Annotated in this window: 18 protein-coding genes; 14 read left to right on the top strand and 4 right to left on the bottom strand. The window is 71.3% G+C overall.

Annotated elements, in window-relative coordinates; genetic code table 11:
• The 3 genes from VNT50_RS10565 to VNT50_RS10555 all read right to left on the bottom strand — a co-directional run.
• Positions 1-645 (bottom strand): FAD-dependent monooxygenase (locus tag VNT50_RS10565; RefSeq protein ID WP_325485074.1); only part of this gene is annotated, 645 nt, incomplete at its 3' end.
• Between the two features lie 127 nt (positions 646-772).
• The gene (locus tag VNT50_RS10560; protein ID WP_325485073.1) at positions 773-1,327 is read right to left on the bottom strand and encodes an NADPH-dependent FMN reductase; all 555 of its coding nucleotides are present in this window, start codon (positions 1,325-1,327) and stop codon (positions 773-775) included.
• A gap of 173 nt (positions 1,328-1,500) precedes the next feature.
• Entirely contained in the window at positions 1,501-2,253 is a 753-nt protein-coding gene (locus VNT50_RS10555) for an IclR family transcriptional regulator (RefSeq protein WP_325485072.1), read from the bottom strand.
• 57 nt (positions 2,254-2,310) lie between these two features.
• Here VNT50_RS10555 and VNT50_RS10550 point away from each other — a divergent pair, with 57 nt between their 5' ends.
• The 12 genes from VNT50_RS10550 (at position 2,311) to VNT50_RS10495 (ending at position 12,546) form a co-directional block, all read left to right on the top strand.
• Complete coding sequence (locus VNT50_RS10550) at positions 2,311-3,093, top strand: IclR family transcriptional regulator (RefSeq protein ID WP_325485071.1); 783 nt, start codon at positions 2,311-2,313, stop codon at positions 3,091-3,093.
• A 105-nt stretch (positions 3,094-3,198) separates the two neighbouring features.
• Entirely contained in the window at positions 3,199-4,017 is an 819-nt protein-coding gene (pcaH, locus tag VNT50_RS10545) for a protocatechuate 3,4-dioxygenase subunit beta (protein WP_325485070.1), read from the top strand.
• A 1-nt stretch (position 4,018) separates the two neighbouring features.
• A complete protein-coding gene (gene pcaG / locus VNT50_RS10540) occupies positions 4,019-4,576 on the top strand; it encodes a protocatechuate 3,4-dioxygenase subunit alpha (protein WP_325485069.1) in 558 nt (185 codons plus the stop codon).
• Between the two features lie 73 nt (positions 4,577-4,649).
• Positions 4,650-5,999 carry a lyase family protein gene (locus VNT50_RS10535; protein ID WP_325485068.1) on the top strand — a complete coding sequence of 450 codons (1,350 nt, stop codon included), beginning with the start codon at positions 4,650-4,652 and terminating at the stop codon, positions 5,997-5,999.
• Positions 5,996-6,799 (top strand): alpha/beta fold hydrolase, encoded by an 804-nt coding sequence (locus VNT50_RS10530; protein ID WP_325485067.1) that lies wholly within the window; start codon positions 5,996-5,998, stop codon positions 6,797-6,799. Before VNT50_RS10535 ends, VNT50_RS10530 begins: the two co-directional genes overlap by 4 nt.
• A complete protein-coding gene (gene pcaC / locus VNT50_RS10525; protein ID WP_325485066.1) occupies positions 6,780-7,178 on the top strand; it encodes a 4-carboxymuconolactone decarboxylase in 399 nt (132 codons plus the stop codon). The genes VNT50_RS10530 and pcaC overlap by 20 nt, the downstream gene beginning before the upstream one ends.
• Positions 7,175-8,182 (top strand): acyl-CoA thioesterase, encoded by a 1,008-nt coding sequence (locus tag VNT50_RS10520; RefSeq protein WP_325485065.1) that lies wholly within the window; start codon positions 7,175-7,177, stop codon positions 8,180-8,182. The genes pcaC and VNT50_RS10520 overlap by 4 nt, the downstream gene beginning before the upstream one ends.
• A 101-nt stretch (positions 8,183-8,283) precedes the next feature.
• Positions 8,284-9,060: a 3-oxoacid CoA-transferase subunit A gene (locus tag VNT50_RS10515; RefSeq protein WP_325485064.1), complete on the top strand. Its 777-nt coding sequence runs from the start codon at positions 8,284-8,286 to the stop codon at positions 9,058-9,060.
• Positions 9,057-9,698 carry a 3-oxoacid CoA-transferase subunit B gene (locus VNT50_RS10510; RefSeq protein WP_325485063.1) on the top strand — a complete coding sequence of 214 codons (642 nt, stop codon included), beginning with the start codon at positions 9,057-9,059 and terminating at the stop codon, positions 9,696-9,698. The genes VNT50_RS10515 and VNT50_RS10510 overlap by 4 nt, the downstream gene beginning before the upstream one ends.
• 1 nt (position 9,699) lies before the next feature.
• Positions 9,700-10,866, top strand: coding sequence for a thiolase family protein (locus VNT50_RS10505; protein ID WP_325485062.1), 1,167 nt, complete (start codon positions 9,700-9,702; stop codon positions 10,864-10,866).
• A gap of 4 nt (positions 10,867-10,870) precedes the next feature.
• Positions 10,871-11,698 carry an IclR family transcriptional regulator domain-containing protein gene (locus VNT50_RS10500; RefSeq protein ID WP_325485061.1) on the top strand — a complete coding sequence of 276 codons (828 nt, stop codon included), beginning with the start codon at positions 10,871-10,873 and terminating at the stop codon, positions 11,696-11,698.
• An 83-nt stretch (positions 11,699-11,781) separates the two neighbouring features.
• On the top strand, positions 11,782-12,546 hold the full coding sequence (locus tag VNT50_RS10495; protein ID WP_325485060.1) for a hypothetical protein: 765 nt from the start codon (positions 11,782-11,784) through the stop codon (positions 12,544-12,546).
• A 24-nt stretch (positions 12,547-12,570) separates the two neighbouring features.
• On the opposite strand, the gene VNT50_RS10490 is transcribed toward VNT50_RS10495, so the two are convergent.
• A complete protein-coding gene (locus VNT50_RS10490; RefSeq protein WP_325485059.1) occupies positions 12,571-13,491 on the bottom strand; it encodes a LysR family transcriptional regulator in 921 nt (306 codons plus the stop codon).
• A 168-nt stretch (positions 13,492-13,659) separates the two neighbouring features.
• Here VNT50_RS10490 and VNT50_RS10485 point away from each other — a divergent pair, with 168 nt between their 5' ends.
• Together VNT50_RS10485 and VNT50_RS10480 are read left to right on the top strand one after the other, a co-directional pair.
• Positions 13,660-14,658 carry a cyclase family protein gene (locus VNT50_RS10485; RefSeq protein ID WP_325485058.1) on the top strand — a complete coding sequence of 333 codons (999 nt, stop codon included), beginning with the start codon at positions 13,660-13,662 and terminating at the stop codon, positions 14,656-14,658.
• A 33-nt stretch (positions 14,659-14,691) separates the two neighbouring features.
• Positions 14,692-15,203, top strand: a 512-nt coding sequence (locus VNT50_RS10480; RefSeq protein ID WP_325485057.1) for an amidohydrolase family protein, incomplete at its 3' end; no start/stop codon positions are given.

Here is a 15,203-nt window from a genome sequence, read left to right as displayed (position 1 = left end):
GCTGATGAGAGCGAAGCCGTTCGGGGAGTTGCTGTAGATGAGCTCCTCCGCGCTCGGGGGCGCCTCCGTCAGGATGCCGAACCACGCGAACGGGTACTCCCGGAAGTAGCCCCCGGTCATCGATCCCGTGACTGCGGCGCGGGCGACGCTGCGGGAGCCGTCGGCCCCCACCACGAAGTCGGCCTCGATCTCGAGGGAAGCGCCATCGGCATCTGTCGCGATCACCCGCGGGCGATCCGTCTCGGCGCCGTCGACGCGCTCGGCACGCACGCCGAAGCGCAGGTCCTGCCCGGCGGCGAGGCGGACGGCGATCAGGTCTTTCAGAACCTCGTGCTGGGGGTACAGGAACACGCTCCGGCCGGTGAGGCTCGGAAAGTCGATGCGGTGGCCGCTGCCGGCGAAGCGCAGCTCGATGCCGTCGTGCTTGTTGGCCTCTGTCGTGATGCGCGGAGAGGCGCCGGAGGAGGCGAGCACGTCGACGGTGCCCTGCTCGAGGATCCCCGCGCGGATCGTCGTCTCGATCTCCTCGCGGCCGCGCTCGTCGATCACGATCGAGTCGATGCCGGCCTGATCGAGCAGGTGCGAGAGCAGCAGGCCGGCCGGGCCGGCTCCGATGATCGCGACGCGGGTGCGGGTGGTGGTCATGGCGTCTCCTTCGACGGGCGTGCTCGGATGCTGCATCCCAGTCTGCGGCGGAGCGCGCGCAAGACGCGCGACCATTCTCATTGAATGGGCACGCGTTCGCGATTGGAGGGGCAGACCCTCAAGACCGTCAGGCGGCGACGGCCTCCGCGCGGGCGACCGCGAGCTCGTCGAGGATCGACTGCAGGGCCTGGGTGAGCTCCACCGGCGCGGCAAGCTTGCCGTCCTCGCCGAGCAGCTCCCAGGGGGTCTGCACCTGCAGGTCGCGGGTGGTGCGCTCGAAGCGGAGGTTGCGCAGCACGACGTCGAGCTGGCCGATCATCCGGCTCTCGGGGTACACGCCGTAGCCGACCACGGCGGCGCGCTTACCGCGCCACTCGGCGACGAGGAAGTCCAGCGCGTTCTTCAGCACGCCGGGGTAGGAGCCGTTGTACTCGGGGCTCACGATCACGAATGCGTCGGCGGCGGCGACCCGCTCCGCCCACGCGAGCGTGTGCGGCAGTTCGTACTTGCCGCTCATCGGCGGGTGCGCTTCATCGAAGAACGGCAGACCGATCTCCTGCAGGTCGGCGACATCGACCGTCAGATCGCCGCGGCTCTGCGCGGTGCTGACGACCCAGTCGGCGACGGTGTGGCCGACGCGGGCCTGACGGGTGCTGGCGACGATGACCATGAGGTTCGGCATGGGTGGCTCCTGACGGGGTTGGGTGCTGACATAAGGCGACGCCGCGTCGTGCGGGACGGCGGCGTCGTCAAGCAGAACGGATGCCGCGGCCTGGGCATTCCCGATTCATGTGAATGGATCTGGGCGCCGGGACGGTGGCCCGGAACCTCGAGCCCCGGACGGCGTGGCAATCGTCAGCGGCGGTCGGCGGCGAGGACGTTCTGGATGCCGACGGCCGCCGCGCGCAGCGCTTCGAGCGGGCCGGCGGTCGGCGCCTCGCGCGGAAGCACGACCGACAGCGCGGCGACGACATCGCCGCGGTCGCGCACCGGCACCGCCACGCCGGTGGAGACGACCTCTATCGATCCGGGGGCGATGACCCAGCCGTCGCGTCGCACCTCGGCGAGCGTGCGCCTCAGCGTCGCGGCATCCGTGATCGTCTCGGGCGAGAGCGCGACCAGCGGCGACGCGAGCACCGCCTTCTGCAGCTCTGCCGGCGCGTGCGCGAGCAGCACGAGGCCCGACGACGACGCGTGCAGGGGAAGGCGTCCGGCGATGCGCGTGATGTTCGCCCCCGATGCCGGGGACGAGAGCCGCTCGAGAAAGAGCGCTGCGCCCTGCTCGAGCACGGCGAGCTGGGTGTGCTCGCGGACGCGCGCCTGCACGTGCTCCATGAACGGCAGCGCGGCCTGCCGCAGGCGGAGCGCGGTCGAGCCCCGGAGGGCGAGCTCCCACAGGCGCATGCCGAGGCGCACGCGGTGCTCGTCGTCGCGTTCGAGCAGGCCCGAATCGACGAGCTCGGCAACGAGGCGGTGCGCCGTGGAGGAGGGCAAGCCCGCACGCCGTCCGATCTGCGCGGCGGTCTGCACGGTGCGGTCGGTGCCGAACGTCTCGAGGATGCGCACGACCCGGTCGGTCACCGAGTCGCCGGAGGGCGAGTTCGCCATGCGCCCACCTTCTCACGCGCGCGCGGTCGGTTAGCCTCGGAGCAGTCAGGAGGAGCGGTGGACGACGACAGCGGCGCCGGCGTCGGCGTGCTCGCACGCGCGCTGCGCGTGCTCGAGTGCTTCACCGACGACGAACCGGTGCTCTCGGCGTCCCGTCTCTCCGAACTCACCGGGCTCTCGTCATCCACCCTGCATCGGCTGCTCGCGCAGCTCACCGCCTACGGCCTGCTCACGCGGGCACCGGGCCACGGCTACACGATCGGGGTGCGGCTCTGGGAGCTGGGCGAGCTCTCGCCGCTGTCGCTGCGCCTGCGCGAGACGGCGCTCCCGCACATGCTGCGGCTCTACGAGGCGACGGGGGAGAACGTGCACCTCGCGGTGCTCGATGCCCCCACCCCCGAGACGGCGATCGCGCTCTTCGTCGGACGCGTCACCGGGCAGGGGTCCATCCCGACGCTCAGCCGCATGGGTGGGCGGCATCCGCTGCACACCACCGGGGTCGGCAAGGCGCTGCTCTCCACCCGCGACGACGCGTGGCTCGCGCGGTACTTCTCCGTGCCGCTGGAGCGGGAGACGACGCACTCGATCACCTCCGAGGCCGAGCTCCGCGCCGAACTCGCGCGCGCCCAGGCACGCGGCTTCGCGACGACCCGTGAGGAGATGACGCTCGGCAACGTGTCGGTCGCGGCGCCGCTGACGCGGGTCGAGGGGCTGCCGCCGATCGCGATCGGCACGGTCGTGAGCCTCGAGCACGCCGACGAGCGACGCCTCGGCGGCCTCGTCGTGCAGGCCGCGAAGGAGCTGGGGCGGGCGCTTCGTTCGCCGCAGCAGTCCCACTGAGTGGGAGTGCGGGCAGATGCCGGGGCCTCGGCCTGTCACGATTTTCTGAGGACTGCGCCACCGAAGCCCCGGCCAGTCGGAGTCTGTTCTGTCGAAGGGGACACCATGACCTCACCCACGCCCACCGCGGCCGCACCCGAGTCGCTGCTCGCCCCCGCGATCCAGGTCTCGCAGGCCGAGATCACGCAGGAGATCAAGGATGTGCACGCCGCTGCCCTCCGCCGCGAGGCCGCGGGCGAGCGCGTCGGCCAGAGCCTGCACGATTTTCCGCCGTACCGCTCCAGCATCCTGCGGCACCCGACGAAGAACCTCCGCCTCGTCGATCCCGAGACGATCGAGCTCCACTCGCCGGCGTTCGGGCAGCGCGACGTCGCCGCGATCGAGTCCGACCTCACCCTTCAGCACGCGGGCCAGCCGCAGGGCGAGCGGATGACGGTGTCGGGCCGGCTTCTCGATTCCTGGGGTCGCCCCGTCGCCAACCAGCTCGTGGAAGTGTGGCAGGCCAACGCCGCCGGGCGGTACATCCACCAGCGCGACCAGCATCCCGCGCCCCTCGACCCGAACTTCACGGGCGCCGGACGCACGGTCACGAACGACAACGGCGAGTACTTCTTCACGACGATCAAGCCCGGCCCGTACCCGTGGAAGAACCACGTCAACGCGTGGCGCCCGGCCCACATCCACTTCTCGGTGTTCGGCAGCGCGTTCACGCAGCGCATCGTGACGCAGATGTACTTCCCGTCCGACCCGCTGTTCGCGCTCGACCCGATCTACAACACCATCCCGCGGCAGGCCGACCGCGACCGACTGATCGCCACGTACGACCACGACCTCACGGTCCCGGAGTTCTCGATGGGCTACCGCTGGGACATCGTCGTCGACGGCCCTGATGCGACCTGGTTCGAGCCCGAGGGAGAACACTGAGATGGCACGCGAGAAGACCCTGACCGCCACCGCCGGACAGACCGCCGGCCCGTTCTTCGCGTTCGGCCTCGACTACGCCAAGAAGCACGAGGTGGTCTATCCGCACAGCCCGGGCTCGTTCGTGCTCGGCGGCACGGTCTACGACGGCGCGGGCGCCCCCATCCCCGACTCGGTGATCGAGATCTTCAGTGCCACGCCGGACGGACGGGTGCCGACGGCGCGCGGCGCGTTCCGCCGTGACGACCACAGCTTCACCGGCTTCGGCCGCTCCGCGACGACCGACGAGGGCCGCTACGAGTTCTGGACCGTCAACCCCGGTCCGATCGACGGCAAGGCACCCTTCTTCGCGGCGATCGTGTTCGCCCGCGGGCTGCCCGACAAGCTGCACACGCGCATCTACCTCCCCGAGCACGAAGACCTCCTCGCGGCCGACCCGCTGCTCTCGTCGCTCGAACCGGAGGAGCGCGCTACGCTCGTCGCAACGCGCCTGCCCGATGGCAGCCTGCAGCACGACATCCGGCTGCAGGGCGAGAAGGAGACCGTGTTCCTTGCCTTCTGACGCTTCGATTCCCCTCGCGGTTCCTGACGCTTCGTCTCGCTGCGCTCGCTCAGCGACGGGCAGATAGGGCGCGATGGACATCGGACTGCTCTCGCCCGTGAGCGTCGGGCATGACGATGCCGTGTCGGATTCCGCCGTGCTCGACGCGCTCGTCACCGCCGAGATCGCGCTCGTGCGCGCGTGGTCGGCGGTCGGACTGGCCGACGCGGCCGACGCGGATGCCGCGTCCCGGGCGCTCGGATGGGCCGGTTCGACGACCGGATGCCGCGCCCACGGCCTCGACGCCGACGCGCTGGCCGTCGCGGCGGTGGCGGGCGGCAACCCGGTCATCCCCCTCGTCGCTCTGGTGCGCGACCGCGTTCCCGAGACCGCCAGGCGGTGGGTGCACCGCGGCGCGACGAGCCAGGACATCCTGGATTCGGCGCTCATGCTCGTCGCCCACCGCGCGGGCTCCGTCATCCGCGAACGGCTCCGTGGCGTCGAGACCGCCCTGACCGCTCTCGCCCGGGAGCGCCGCGACGAGGTCGCGGCGGCCCGCACCCTCACCCAGCACGCCGTCCCGACGACGATCGGCCTGCGCGCCGCGAACTGGCTGCGCGGTGTGCGCCGAGCGATCGAACGGGTGGATGCCGCGGTCGCGGCCCTTCCCGCACAGCTCGGCGGCGCGGGCGGCACCCTCGCCTCGTTCGTCGAGATCGCATCGCTCGAGGGTCACGCGGCCGCGGCATCCGAGCTTTCCGCGGCGTTCGCCGCCGAGCTCGGGCTTGCCGCACCCGATGCCCCCTGGCACACGACGCGCTGGCCCGTCACCGAGCTGGGCGACGCCGTCGTGCAGGCGATCGACGCGCTCGGCGTGCTCGCCTCGGATGTCGCGACGCTCTCGCGCACCGAGATCGGCGAGCTCTCGGAGGGATCTGGCGGCGGCTCGTCGGCGATGCCCCAGAAGCAGAACCCCGTCGACTCGGTGCTGATCCGCTCGGCGGCCCTCCGGGCTCCGAACCTCGGCGCGACGCTGCACCTCGCCGCCGCGCTCGCGGTCGACGAGCGACCCGACGGCGCCTGGCACGCCGAGTGGCCGACGTTCCGCGAACTGCTGCGGCTCGCGCTGGGCGCCTCCGCCCACGCCGTGTCGCTCGTGCAGGGCCTCGCCGTCGACTCCGACGCGGTCGCCCGCAATCTCGCGCTGACGAACGGGCTCATCGTCTCGGAGCGCCTCGCCATCGTGCTCGGTCCGCTGATCGGTCGCGACGAGGTGTCGGCCGTCGTGGCCGCCGGCGATGGCCTCGGCGCGGCGCTCCGCGCGCTGCCGCAGCTGGACGGGGTCGACGTCGACGCGCTCCTCGACCCCGCGGGATACACGGGGCTCGCCGGTGCGCTCGTGGATGACGCGACCCGGCCCGAGACGGGAGCGGACGACGCATGACGGCCCCGATCTCACTGACTCCGCCGGTCGGTCCGGGGGGCGCGACGCTCGTCGTGCTCGGGCCGTCGCTCGGCACGTCCACGATCCTGTGGGAGGACGTCGTTCCGGCTCTCGCCCGCGAGTGGCGGGTCGTCGCCTGGGATCTTCCGGGGCATGGCGATGCCCCGTCGACGACCGAGCCGTTCACGGTCGGAGACCTCGCCGACGCCGTCGCGAGGTCGATCCACCAGCTCGGCGGGGGTCCGGTGCTCTACGCCGGGGTGTCGCTCGGCGGAGCCACCGGCCTCGAGCTCTGCCTCCGGCATCCGCAGCTCGTCTCGGGGGCGGCGATCATCGCGTCCGGCGCGAAGCTCGGCGACGCGGCCTCGTGGCACGAGCGCGCGGCGCAGGTGCGCGCGCAGTCCACGTCGTCGCTCGTCACCGCCTCGGCGGGGCGATGGTTCGCGCCCGACTCGATCGCGCGACGCCCCGACCTGTCGGGTCGCCTGCTGCACGCGCTGCGCGAAGCCGACGACGAGAGCTATGCCCTGTGCTGCGAGGCGCTCGCGCAGTACGACGTGCGGGAGCGCCTGGGTGAGGTCACGACCCCCGTGCTGGCGGCATGGGGCGAATTCGACGCCGTGGCGCCCCGCGAGAAGGCGGTCGAGATCGCCGAGGGGGTCACCGAGGGGTTCACGGAGAAGATCCCCGGCGCCGCCCACCTGCCTCCCGCCGAGCAGCCGGTCGCGATCATCGATTCGCTTCTCGCCTACTTCTCCGACATCGACCGAAGGAGACACGATGACTCGACCTCAGGGTGACGGGCTGAATGACGGCGAGCGGTACGCGCAGGGGATGACCGCCCGCCGCGAGGTGCTCTCCGATGCGCACGTCGATCGGGCGATCGCGAACACCACCGACCTGACGGCCGACTTCCAGGACTTCATCACCCGCGTCGCGTGGGGCGACATCTGGTCGCGCCCGGGTCTGGACCGGCGGTCCCGATCCGTCGCCGTGCTGACCTCCCTCATCGCGCACGGCCATCACGAGGAACTGGCGATGCACCTGCGGGCGGCCATCCGCAACGGGCTCACCGTCGCCGAGATCAAGGAAGTCATCCTGCAGTCGGCCGTGTACTCGGGCGTGCCCGCGGCCAACTCCGCGTTCCGCATCGCCGGCGAGGTGTTCGGCGAGTCGTGAGCACCCCGACCCCGCCGTCGCGGGCCGCTTCTCGCGATGACCGCATCACGCTGCGGTTCATGAGCGTGCCCGGTGACACGGCAGCCGGGGGACGCTCCGTCGCGGCGGGAAGCGTCATGGAGTGGATCGACAAGGCCGGCTACGCGTGCGCCGTCGGCTGGGCGGGCGCCTATTGCGTCACGGCCTACGTCGGAAACGTGCGGCACCGGCGCCCCATCCCGCCGGGCAGCCTCATCGAGGTCGACGCCCGCATCATCCACACGGGGCGCACGAGCATGCACGTCGTCGTCACGGTGTCATCGAGCGAGGTCGAGCGTCACGACTACCGGCCCGCGACCACGTGCGTGCTCATCTTCGTCGCGAAGGGTGCCGACGGGCGGCCGGCCGCGGTGCCTACGTGGAAGCCGGCTTCGCGTTCCGATCGCCGGCTCGCGGAGTCCGCGCTCGAGCGGATCCCGGCCCGCACGGAGATCAAGCGGCTCATGCTGGAGCAGGAGTACACCGCCTCTTCGAGCGCGCCGAGCGTGACGATGCGTTTCCTCGTTCCTCCGGGCGTCGTGAATTGGGGCGGCAAGGCCCACGGCGGCACTGTCATGCGCTGGATCGACGAGGCGGCATACGCGTGCGCGGCCGCGTGGATGCGGGACGGGGATGCCTCGAGCGAAGCGATCGCCGTGTACTCCGGCGGCATCCACTTCTTCGCCCCGGTGCGCATCGGCGACCTCGTCGAGGTCGAGGCGCGGCTCATCCACACGAGCGCGCACAGCATGCACATCAGCATCAGGGTCTCGTGCGCCGACCCGCGGACTCCGCACGAGCAGACGCTCACCACGCTGTGCATGAGCATCTTCGTCGTGCCCGGCGCGGCCGGGGTGGCACTGCCGGTGCCCGAGTGGCATCCGGTCACCGACGAAGACGTGCGGCTCGACGCGCACGCGCGGGAGCTCATCGCGCTGCGCGAGCAGATCGTGCCCATCCCCGCCTCCCTGACGCTCGAGGCCTGACGCCGTCGGCGATCGCCCTGGCGGCAGCATCCGTTCGCTGGTAGTCTTTCATGCGAACACGTGTACGCATTGCGAACACTCGCTTCTCTCGCGGAGGTCCCATGATCGACAAGACAGTGCCGGATGTCGAGGCCGCGGTCGCGGGAATCCCCGACGGCGCGACCATCATGATCGGCGGATTCGGCCGCGCGGGGCAGCCCGTCGAGCTGATCGACGCACTCATCGCGTCGGGCGCCGGCGAACTCACGATCGTGAACAACAACGCGGGAAACGGCGATACCGGTCTCGCGGCCCTTCTCGCGGCCAAGCGCGTGCGCAAGATCGTCTGCTCGTTCCCGCGGCAGAGCGACTCCTGGGTCTTCGATGGCCTCTACCGCGCGGGCGAGATCGAACTCGAACTCGTGCCCCAGGGCAACCTCGCCGAGCGCATCCGCGCCGCCGGCGCGGGGATCGGCGCCTTCTTCACGCCCACCGGCGTCGGCACGCAACTCGCCGAGGGCAAGGAGGCGCGCACGATCGACGGCCGCGACTACGTGCTCGAGCACCCGATCCGCGCCGACTTCGCGCTCATCTCGGCGCTCAAGGGCGACCGCTGGGGCAACCTCGTCTACCGCCGCACCGCCCGCAACTTCGGTCCGATCATGGCCACCGCAGCGGCCACCACGATCGTGCAGGTCGACGAGATCGTGCCGCTCGGATCGCTCGACCCCGAGGCGATCGTCACCCCCGGCATCTTCGTCGATCGCGTGGCCGCGGTCGGGGAGCGGGCCTGGCTGCGCGACGGGGTGTTCCTCGGGGGAGTGGATGTCGCGGGCCTCCCGCTCTCAAAGCCAGCGTCGCTCGCGGCGGGGTCGAACACCGAGGAGGTGGCCCGATGACCACGCGCATCACCCGCGACGAGCTCGCGCGGCGGATCGCCGCCGACATCCCCGAGGGCTCATACGTGAACCTCGGCATCGGCGCGCCCACGCTCGTCGCCAACTTCCTGCCCGATGACCTCGAGATCATCCTGCACACCGAGAACGGGATGCTCGGCATGGGCGAGGCGCCGGCGGCCGACCGCGTCGACCCCGACCTCATCAATGCCGGCAAGCAGCCCGTCACAGAGGTGCCGGGCGCCGCGTACTTCCACCACGCCGATTCGTTCGGCATGATGCGCGGCGGCCACCTCGACGTGTGCGTGCTCGGCGCCTTCCAGGTGAGTGAGCGCGGCGACCTCGCGAACTGGTCGACGGGTGAGCCTGGTGCCATCCCGGCCGTGGGCGGAGCGATGGACCTCGCGATCGGCGCGAAGGACGTCTTCGTCATGACAGACCTCCTGACGAAGCAGGGCGGGTCCAAGCTCGTGAAGGTCTGCACCTACCCCCTGACCGGGGTCGGCTGCGTGACGCGCGTCTACACCGACCACGCCGTCTTCGACGTCACGCCCGGCGGATTCCGTGTGCGGGAACTGTTCGGCGACAACACCGTGGCGGAGCTCTCGGAGCTGACCGGGCTCGCCCTCGAAGGGAACTGACATGACCGGCACCTACATCTACGACGCCGTCCGCACGCCGTTCGGACGCTACGGCAAGGGCCTCGCCGACGTGCGCCCCGACGACCTCTCGGCGGTCGTCATGCGCTCGATCGTGGAGCGCACCGGGCTCGACCCCGCGCGCATCGAGGACGTGCTCTGGGGCGATGCCAACCAGGCCGGCGAAGACAACCGCAATGTGGGACGATTCGGGGCGCTGCTCGCCGGCTTCCCGTCAAGCGTTCCCGGCACCACCATCAACCGCCTGTGCGGCTCGTCGGTGGATGCCGTCATCCAGGGCAGCCGGGCCATCGAGGCGGGCGATGCCGACATCGTCCTCACCGGCGGGGTCGAGTCGATGAGCCGCGCACCGTACGTGCTGGAGAAGGCCGCCCGGCCGTTCCCGGCGGGCAACCAGACGATCTGGAACACCTCGATCGGGTGGCGCATGGTCAACCCGAAGCTTCGCAAGGACTGGACGATCTCCAACGGCGAGAGCGCCGAGAAGCTCGCGCAGATCTACGGCCTCAGCCGCGAGGCGCAGGACGCGTTCGCCGCGCGCAGCCACAGGCTCGCCGCCGAGGCCTGGGCGGCGGGGATCTACGACGGCGAGATCGTGCAGGTCGAGGGTCACGAGCTCGCCCGCGACGAGGGCATCCGCGACGACTCGACGGTCGACACTCTTGCCGGGCTCAAGCCCGCGTTCGCGGCCGACGGCACGGTGACGGCGGGCAACTCGTCCCCGATCAACGACGGCGCATCCGCGGTGCTGCTGGGCGCAGAAGGGGCGATGGATGCCGAGCCGCTGGCCCGGGTAACCGGCCGCGGCGTCTTCGGCAATGACCCCGACGTGTTCGGGGTGGCGCCGGTGGAGGCCGCCAACCGCGCGCTCGCGCGCGCCGGCCGCACCTGGGGCGAGGTGGATCTCGTCGAGCTCAACGAGGCGTTCGCGTCGCAGAGCCTCGCGTGCCTGCAGCTGTGGACCGAGCTCGACCCCGAGAAGGTGAACATCCACGGCGGCGCGATCGCGATGGGGCACCCCCTCGGCGCCTCCGGTGGCCGGATCATCGGACACGCCGCGCACGAGCTGAAGCGCCGCGGCGGCGGCGTCGCGGTCGCCGCGATCTGCATCGGCGTCGGCCAGGGCCTCGCCGTCGTGCTCGAGCGCTGAGCCGATGAGCGCGCCCGACGCCCGGTCCCTGAGCGAGGAGCGAAGCGACGAGACGAAGGGCGCAGAGCCCGGCGCGAACGGGGAGTTCGTCCAGTCCCTCGCACGCGGGCTCGCCGTCATCCGCGCGTTCGATGCGGAGCATCCCGAGCTGAGCCTCAGCGACGTCGCCCGGCGCACGGGCCTCACCCGGGCGGCCGCTCGACGGTTCCTGCTGACCCTCGAGACGCTCGGCTACGTCCGATCCGACGCGCGCGCCTTCGCCCTGACCCCGCGCGTGCTCGAGCTCGGCTTCAGCTACCTCTCCGCCCTCTCGCTGCCCGAGATCGTTCAGCCGCACCTCGAGGCCCTCTCCCGCGAGGTGGACGAGAGCGTCTCGGCCGCCGTGCTCGACGGGCCCGACATCGTCTACGTCGCGCGCGTGCCGACGCGACGCATCATGAGCGTGCGCATCACGATCGGCACGCGGTTTCCGGCCTACGCGACGAGCATGGGGCGCGTGCTGCTGGCAGGTCTCGTCGACGCCGAACGGGATGCCGCGCTCGCGGCATCCGCTCTCGCACCGCTCACCGAGCGCACGGTGACCGATCCCGCCGCTCTGCGCGACGCACTCGCCCGCGTCCGAACCCAGGGCTGGTCGCTCGTCGACGGCGAGCTCGAGCCGGGGCTCCGCTCGATCGCTGCGCCCGTGCACGCCCGCGACGGATCGGTCGTCGCCGCGATCAACGTCTCGACCAGCGCGACCCGCGACACCGTGGAGCACCTCCTCGAGGCGTACCTCCCGCCGCTGCTTCGCACGGCGAACGCGATCGACGCGGAGCTTCGCCTGGTCTGACATCGCGTTCCAGCCCATCGGGGCGGTGGGAGCACGCAGCCTCACCCGTGGCGGCGCGCCGGGCGCTGGGGCAGAATGTCGCCATGACGGCGGATGCCGGGGGTTCCAGCCCGTCTCCGAGCGATGACGTCGCTCGCCTGACGGACGCGCAGCGCTCGTTGCGCGCGCAGCTGCTCGCGACCGAGCACTGGAGTCTGCTCGCGTCGCGCAGCACGACCCAGAGCGAGGTGCTGACGCGCATCGCGATCTTCCTGACCCTCGTGTCGGTCGGGCTCTTCGCGCTCGGCGTGATGGGCAACGCCACCCAGTTCCGGGGCTGGTTCGGCGTGGCAGCGCTGGCCGTGCTGCTGCTGCTCGCGCTCCTGGGCATCGTCACGGAGCTGCGCGTGTTCAACACCGCGACCGAGGACCTCGCCTATGTGCTCGCCATGAACCGGCTGCGCGGCGCGTACCTGGATCTGGATCCTGGCATGGAGCGCTACTTCCTGATGTCGGCGGCCGATGACATGGCCGGGATGGAGCGCACCTACTTTCCCTTCGCGAGTCGTCGCAAGACGCAGATGTTCGCGAGCTCGATGATGGTCATCCTCGTGGTCGAGACCGCCCTGATCGGGCTGTTCGTCGGCAGCCTGACCTTCGCCCTCTCCGAATCCGTCGGGTGGGCGATCGCGCTCGGCCTCGTGGTCGCCGTCGGCTCGCTGCTCGGGTGGCTGCGCTGGGGCTACCGGAGCTACTCCGCCGTCTTGCGCACGCACATCCCCCTCCGGCGAACGCCGTCCGATCCGCCGTCCGATCCGTCGCCGTCCGATCCGTCGCCGCCCGATGGCGCGCTCCGCCGTCGCCGGTAACCCGGCGTAACCGGCCCCGGCGCCTCAGGCGCCCCGGCGTGCGGCTTCGGTGAAGAGTCCCCTCAGCCACGCGTGCTCCGGGTCCCGATCGTGCACGGGGTGCCACCACAGCGCGTTCAGCACGGGCGTCGCCTCGAACGGCGGCTCCAGCAGGCGGATCCCGGGCGTACCCAGGGCGATGCCCGCCAGTCCGGACTGAATGAGCCCGAGGCGTTCGGTGCCGGCGATGAACTGGGGAAGGGCCAGGAAGCTCTCGACGACGGCATCGATGCGCGGTTCGATGCCGAGTTCCTGCAGCTGGCGGCTGGCCGACGTGAAGGCGGTGCGCGATTGGTAGGTGAACACCCACGGCGAATCACCCATCAGCTTCATCGTGAGACCCTGCGATATCCGGGTGTTGGATTCGGATGCGACGACGAGCCAGCGGTCCCGCGTCAGATCGACATATGGCAGGTCGTTCAAGAACCCGTGCGGGATGAGCATCCCGTCGACCGACCGCAGCCTGTTGCCGATGTCGTCGATGATGAGCGGGTTGTGCAGCATGAATCGAAATCGCACGCCGGGTGCCCGCTCCGTCGCCAGGGCCGACGCGGCGGTGCCGATCGTGGCGAACGCGTAGTCCGAACCGTAGATCGAGAACTCGCGGGTCGACTGCTCGGGCGTCCAGTCCGCCTGGCTGTCGAAGACCCGGCGCGCGGACTCCAGCGCCGTCGAGGCGTGCTCGGCGAGCCGGATCCCCAGCACCGTGAGTTCGTACGAGTTGCCCCGCCGCGCCAGCAGGGGATCGTTGAAGTGCGTCCGAAGGCGGGCGAGTGACGCGCTCAGCGCCGGCTGGCTGAGGTGCAGCCGCTCAGCGGCCTTCGTCACGCTCCGCTCCGCGAGCAGGGCGTCCAACGCGACGAGCAGATTGAGATCGAGACGCGACAGCGGGGGACGGCCGGGCATGGACGCTCCTCCCAGCCACGATGCGCGGCTATAAATGGCATCGATGCCTACGATAGCCAACCTCGGCTTCCCTGATGGTGCGGCGGCGTCGAGAGTGGACCTTGGCCGATGCGTCGCGCACAGGCCCTTCCCGCGCGCGAGCGCGGAGCGACCCGGGAGGACCCGACGATGACCACCCCCTCCGAGAACCCCGCAGACCTCGACCGCTCCGACCCCGAAGCCGAGATCGGCGCACGGGCCGAGGCCTTCCGCAATTGGGGGCGCTGGGGCGAGGGCGACGTGCTCGGCACGCTGAACTTCATCGATCCGGCGAAGCGAGTGGATGCCGCGGCTCTGGTGAGCGAGGGGCGCGCGGTGTCGCTGGCCCAGCGCTTCGACACGGACGGACCGCAGAAGGGCTGGCGCCGCCGCACCAACCCCGTGCACACCATGACCGACACGGGCGTCGACGCCGAACGCGGCAACCAGGGCTTCCCGCACGGCATCGGCGGGGCAGACGACGTGATCGCGATGCCCCTGCAGTGCTCGACCCAGTGGGACGGCCTCGGGCACATCTTCGACCACGGCATGGCGTGGAACGGCCGCCGCGCGGGCGACGTCGTCACGAGCGAGGGCGATCTCGTCACGGGCATCGAACACGCGGCATCCGTCGTCGTCTCCCGCGGGGTTCTGCTGGATGTCGGCCGACACCTGCGGCCCGAATCGGGCGAGCTGCCCGACGGCTACGCCATCACCGCGGCCGACCTCGAGGCGACGATCGCAGCCCAGGGCGCATCGAGCGCCGTCGGCCGTGGCGACATCGTGCTGGTGCGCACCGGCCAGCTCGCGCGCACCCGCCGCGACGGGTGGGGCGACTACGCCGGCGGTCCGGCTCCCGGGCTCTCGCTGACGACCGCCGGGTGGCTGCACCGCACCGAGATCGCCGCGATCGCCACCGACACGTGGGGCTTCGAGGTGCGCCCCAACGAGTTCGCCGTGCCCGCCTTCCAGCCCCTGCACCAGGTCGCGATCCCGAACGTCGGTCTCACGATCGGCGAGATGTGGGATCTCGACGAGCTGGGCGAACTGTGCGCGGGGCTCGCGCGATACGACTTCCTGCTCTCCGCCCCGCCCCTCCCGATCACCGGCGCCGTCGGGTCGCCGATCAATCCCGTTGCGATCCTCTGATCGCCCGCCCCGCACGAACAGAGAGGTTCTGACATGACCACCGACGTCCACGCCCACGTCCTCCTTCCGGGCATGCATGCCGAGATCGAGCGCCGGGCGCCCGAGCTCGTCGCCGAGGCCGCCGACCTCGAGAGGCGCCGGAACGGGATCGAGAGCCTGCAGGTCTCCGGTCCGATGGTCGGTGCGCGCATCCCGAAGCTCACCGACGTGCGCGCGCGGCTTGCGGCCATGGACGAGCAGGGCGTCGATCGCCAGTGGGTCAGCGTGTCGCCGAACCACTTCTACCCGTGGGCCCCGGAGGGCCTCGCGGTGTGGATCGCGCTGGAGACGAACCGGCTCGTGGCCGAGCATGTCGCCCAGGCCCCGGATCGGCTTCTGGGTCTCGGTGTCGTTCCCCTCCAGCATCCCGACCGGATCGTCGAGTTCCTCGATGACGCCGTGCTCGGCCGAGGGTTGGCGGGCGTCGAGATCTCGTCGTTCGCCGGCGACGTCGAGCTGTCCGACCCGCGGCTGGAGCCGGTCTGGGCGCGCGCCGCCGAGCTCGG

This window comes from Microbacterium sp., from assembly GCF_035554235.1.
GTDB lineage: Bacteria > Actinomycetota > Actinomycetes > Actinomycetales > Microbacteriaceae > Microbacterium.
This window is presented reverse-complemented; position numbering and strand designations above follow the sequence as displayed.

Coding starts and splice junctions, on each gene's coding strand:
- VNT50_RS10560 (WP_325485073.1), bottom strand. CDS start 1,327: ATGCCGAACCTCATGGTCATCGTCGCCAGCACCCGTCAGGCCCGCGTC.
- VNT50_RS10555 (WP_325485072.1), bottom strand. CDS start 2,253: ATGGCGAACTCGCCCTCCGGCGACTCGGTGACCGACCGGGTCGTGCGC.
- pcaH (WP_325485070.1), top strand. CDS start 3,199: ATGACCTCACCCACGCCCACCGCGGCCGCACCCGAGTCGCTGCTCGCC.
- pcaG (WP_325485069.1), top strand. CDS start 4,019: ATGGCACGCGAGAAGACCCTGACCGCCACCGCCGGACAGACCGCCGGC.
- VNT50_RS10535 (WP_325485068.1), top strand. CDS start 4,650: ATGGACATCGGACTGCTCTCGCCCGTGAGCGTCGGGCATGACGATGCC.
- VNT50_RS10530 (WP_325485067.1), top strand. CDS start 5,996: ATGACGGCCCCGATCTCACTGACTCCGCCGGTCGGTCCGGGGGGCGCG.
- pcaC (WP_325485066.1), top strand. CDS start 6,780: ATGACTCGACCTCAGGGTGACGGGCTGAATGACGGCGAGCGGTACGCG.
- VNT50_RS10515 (WP_325485064.1), top strand. CDS start 8,284: ATGATCGACAAGACAGTGCCGGATGTCGAGGCCGCGGTCGCGGGAATC.
- VNT50_RS10510 (WP_325485063.1), top strand. CDS start 9,057: ATGACCACGCGCATCACCCGCGACGAGCTCGCGCGGCGGATCGCCGCC.
- VNT50_RS10505 (WP_325485062.1), top strand. CDS start 9,700: ATGACCGGCACCTACATCTACGACGCCGTCCGCACGCCGTTCGGACGC.
- VNT50_RS10500 (WP_325485061.1), top strand. CDS start 10,871: ATGAGCGCGCCCGACGCCCGGTCCCTGAGCGAGGAGCGAAGCGACGAG.
- VNT50_RS10495 (WP_325485060.1), top strand. CDS start 11,782: ATGACGGCGGATGCCGGGGGTTCCAGCCCGTCTCCGAGCGATGACGTC.
- VNT50_RS10490 (WP_325485059.1), bottom strand. CDS start 13,491: ATGCCCGGCCGTCCCCCGCTGTCGCGTCTCGATCTCAATCTGCTCGTC.
- VNT50_RS10485 (WP_325485058.1), top strand. CDS start 13,660: ATGACCACCCCCTCCGAGAACCCCGCAGACCTCGACCGCTCCGACCCC.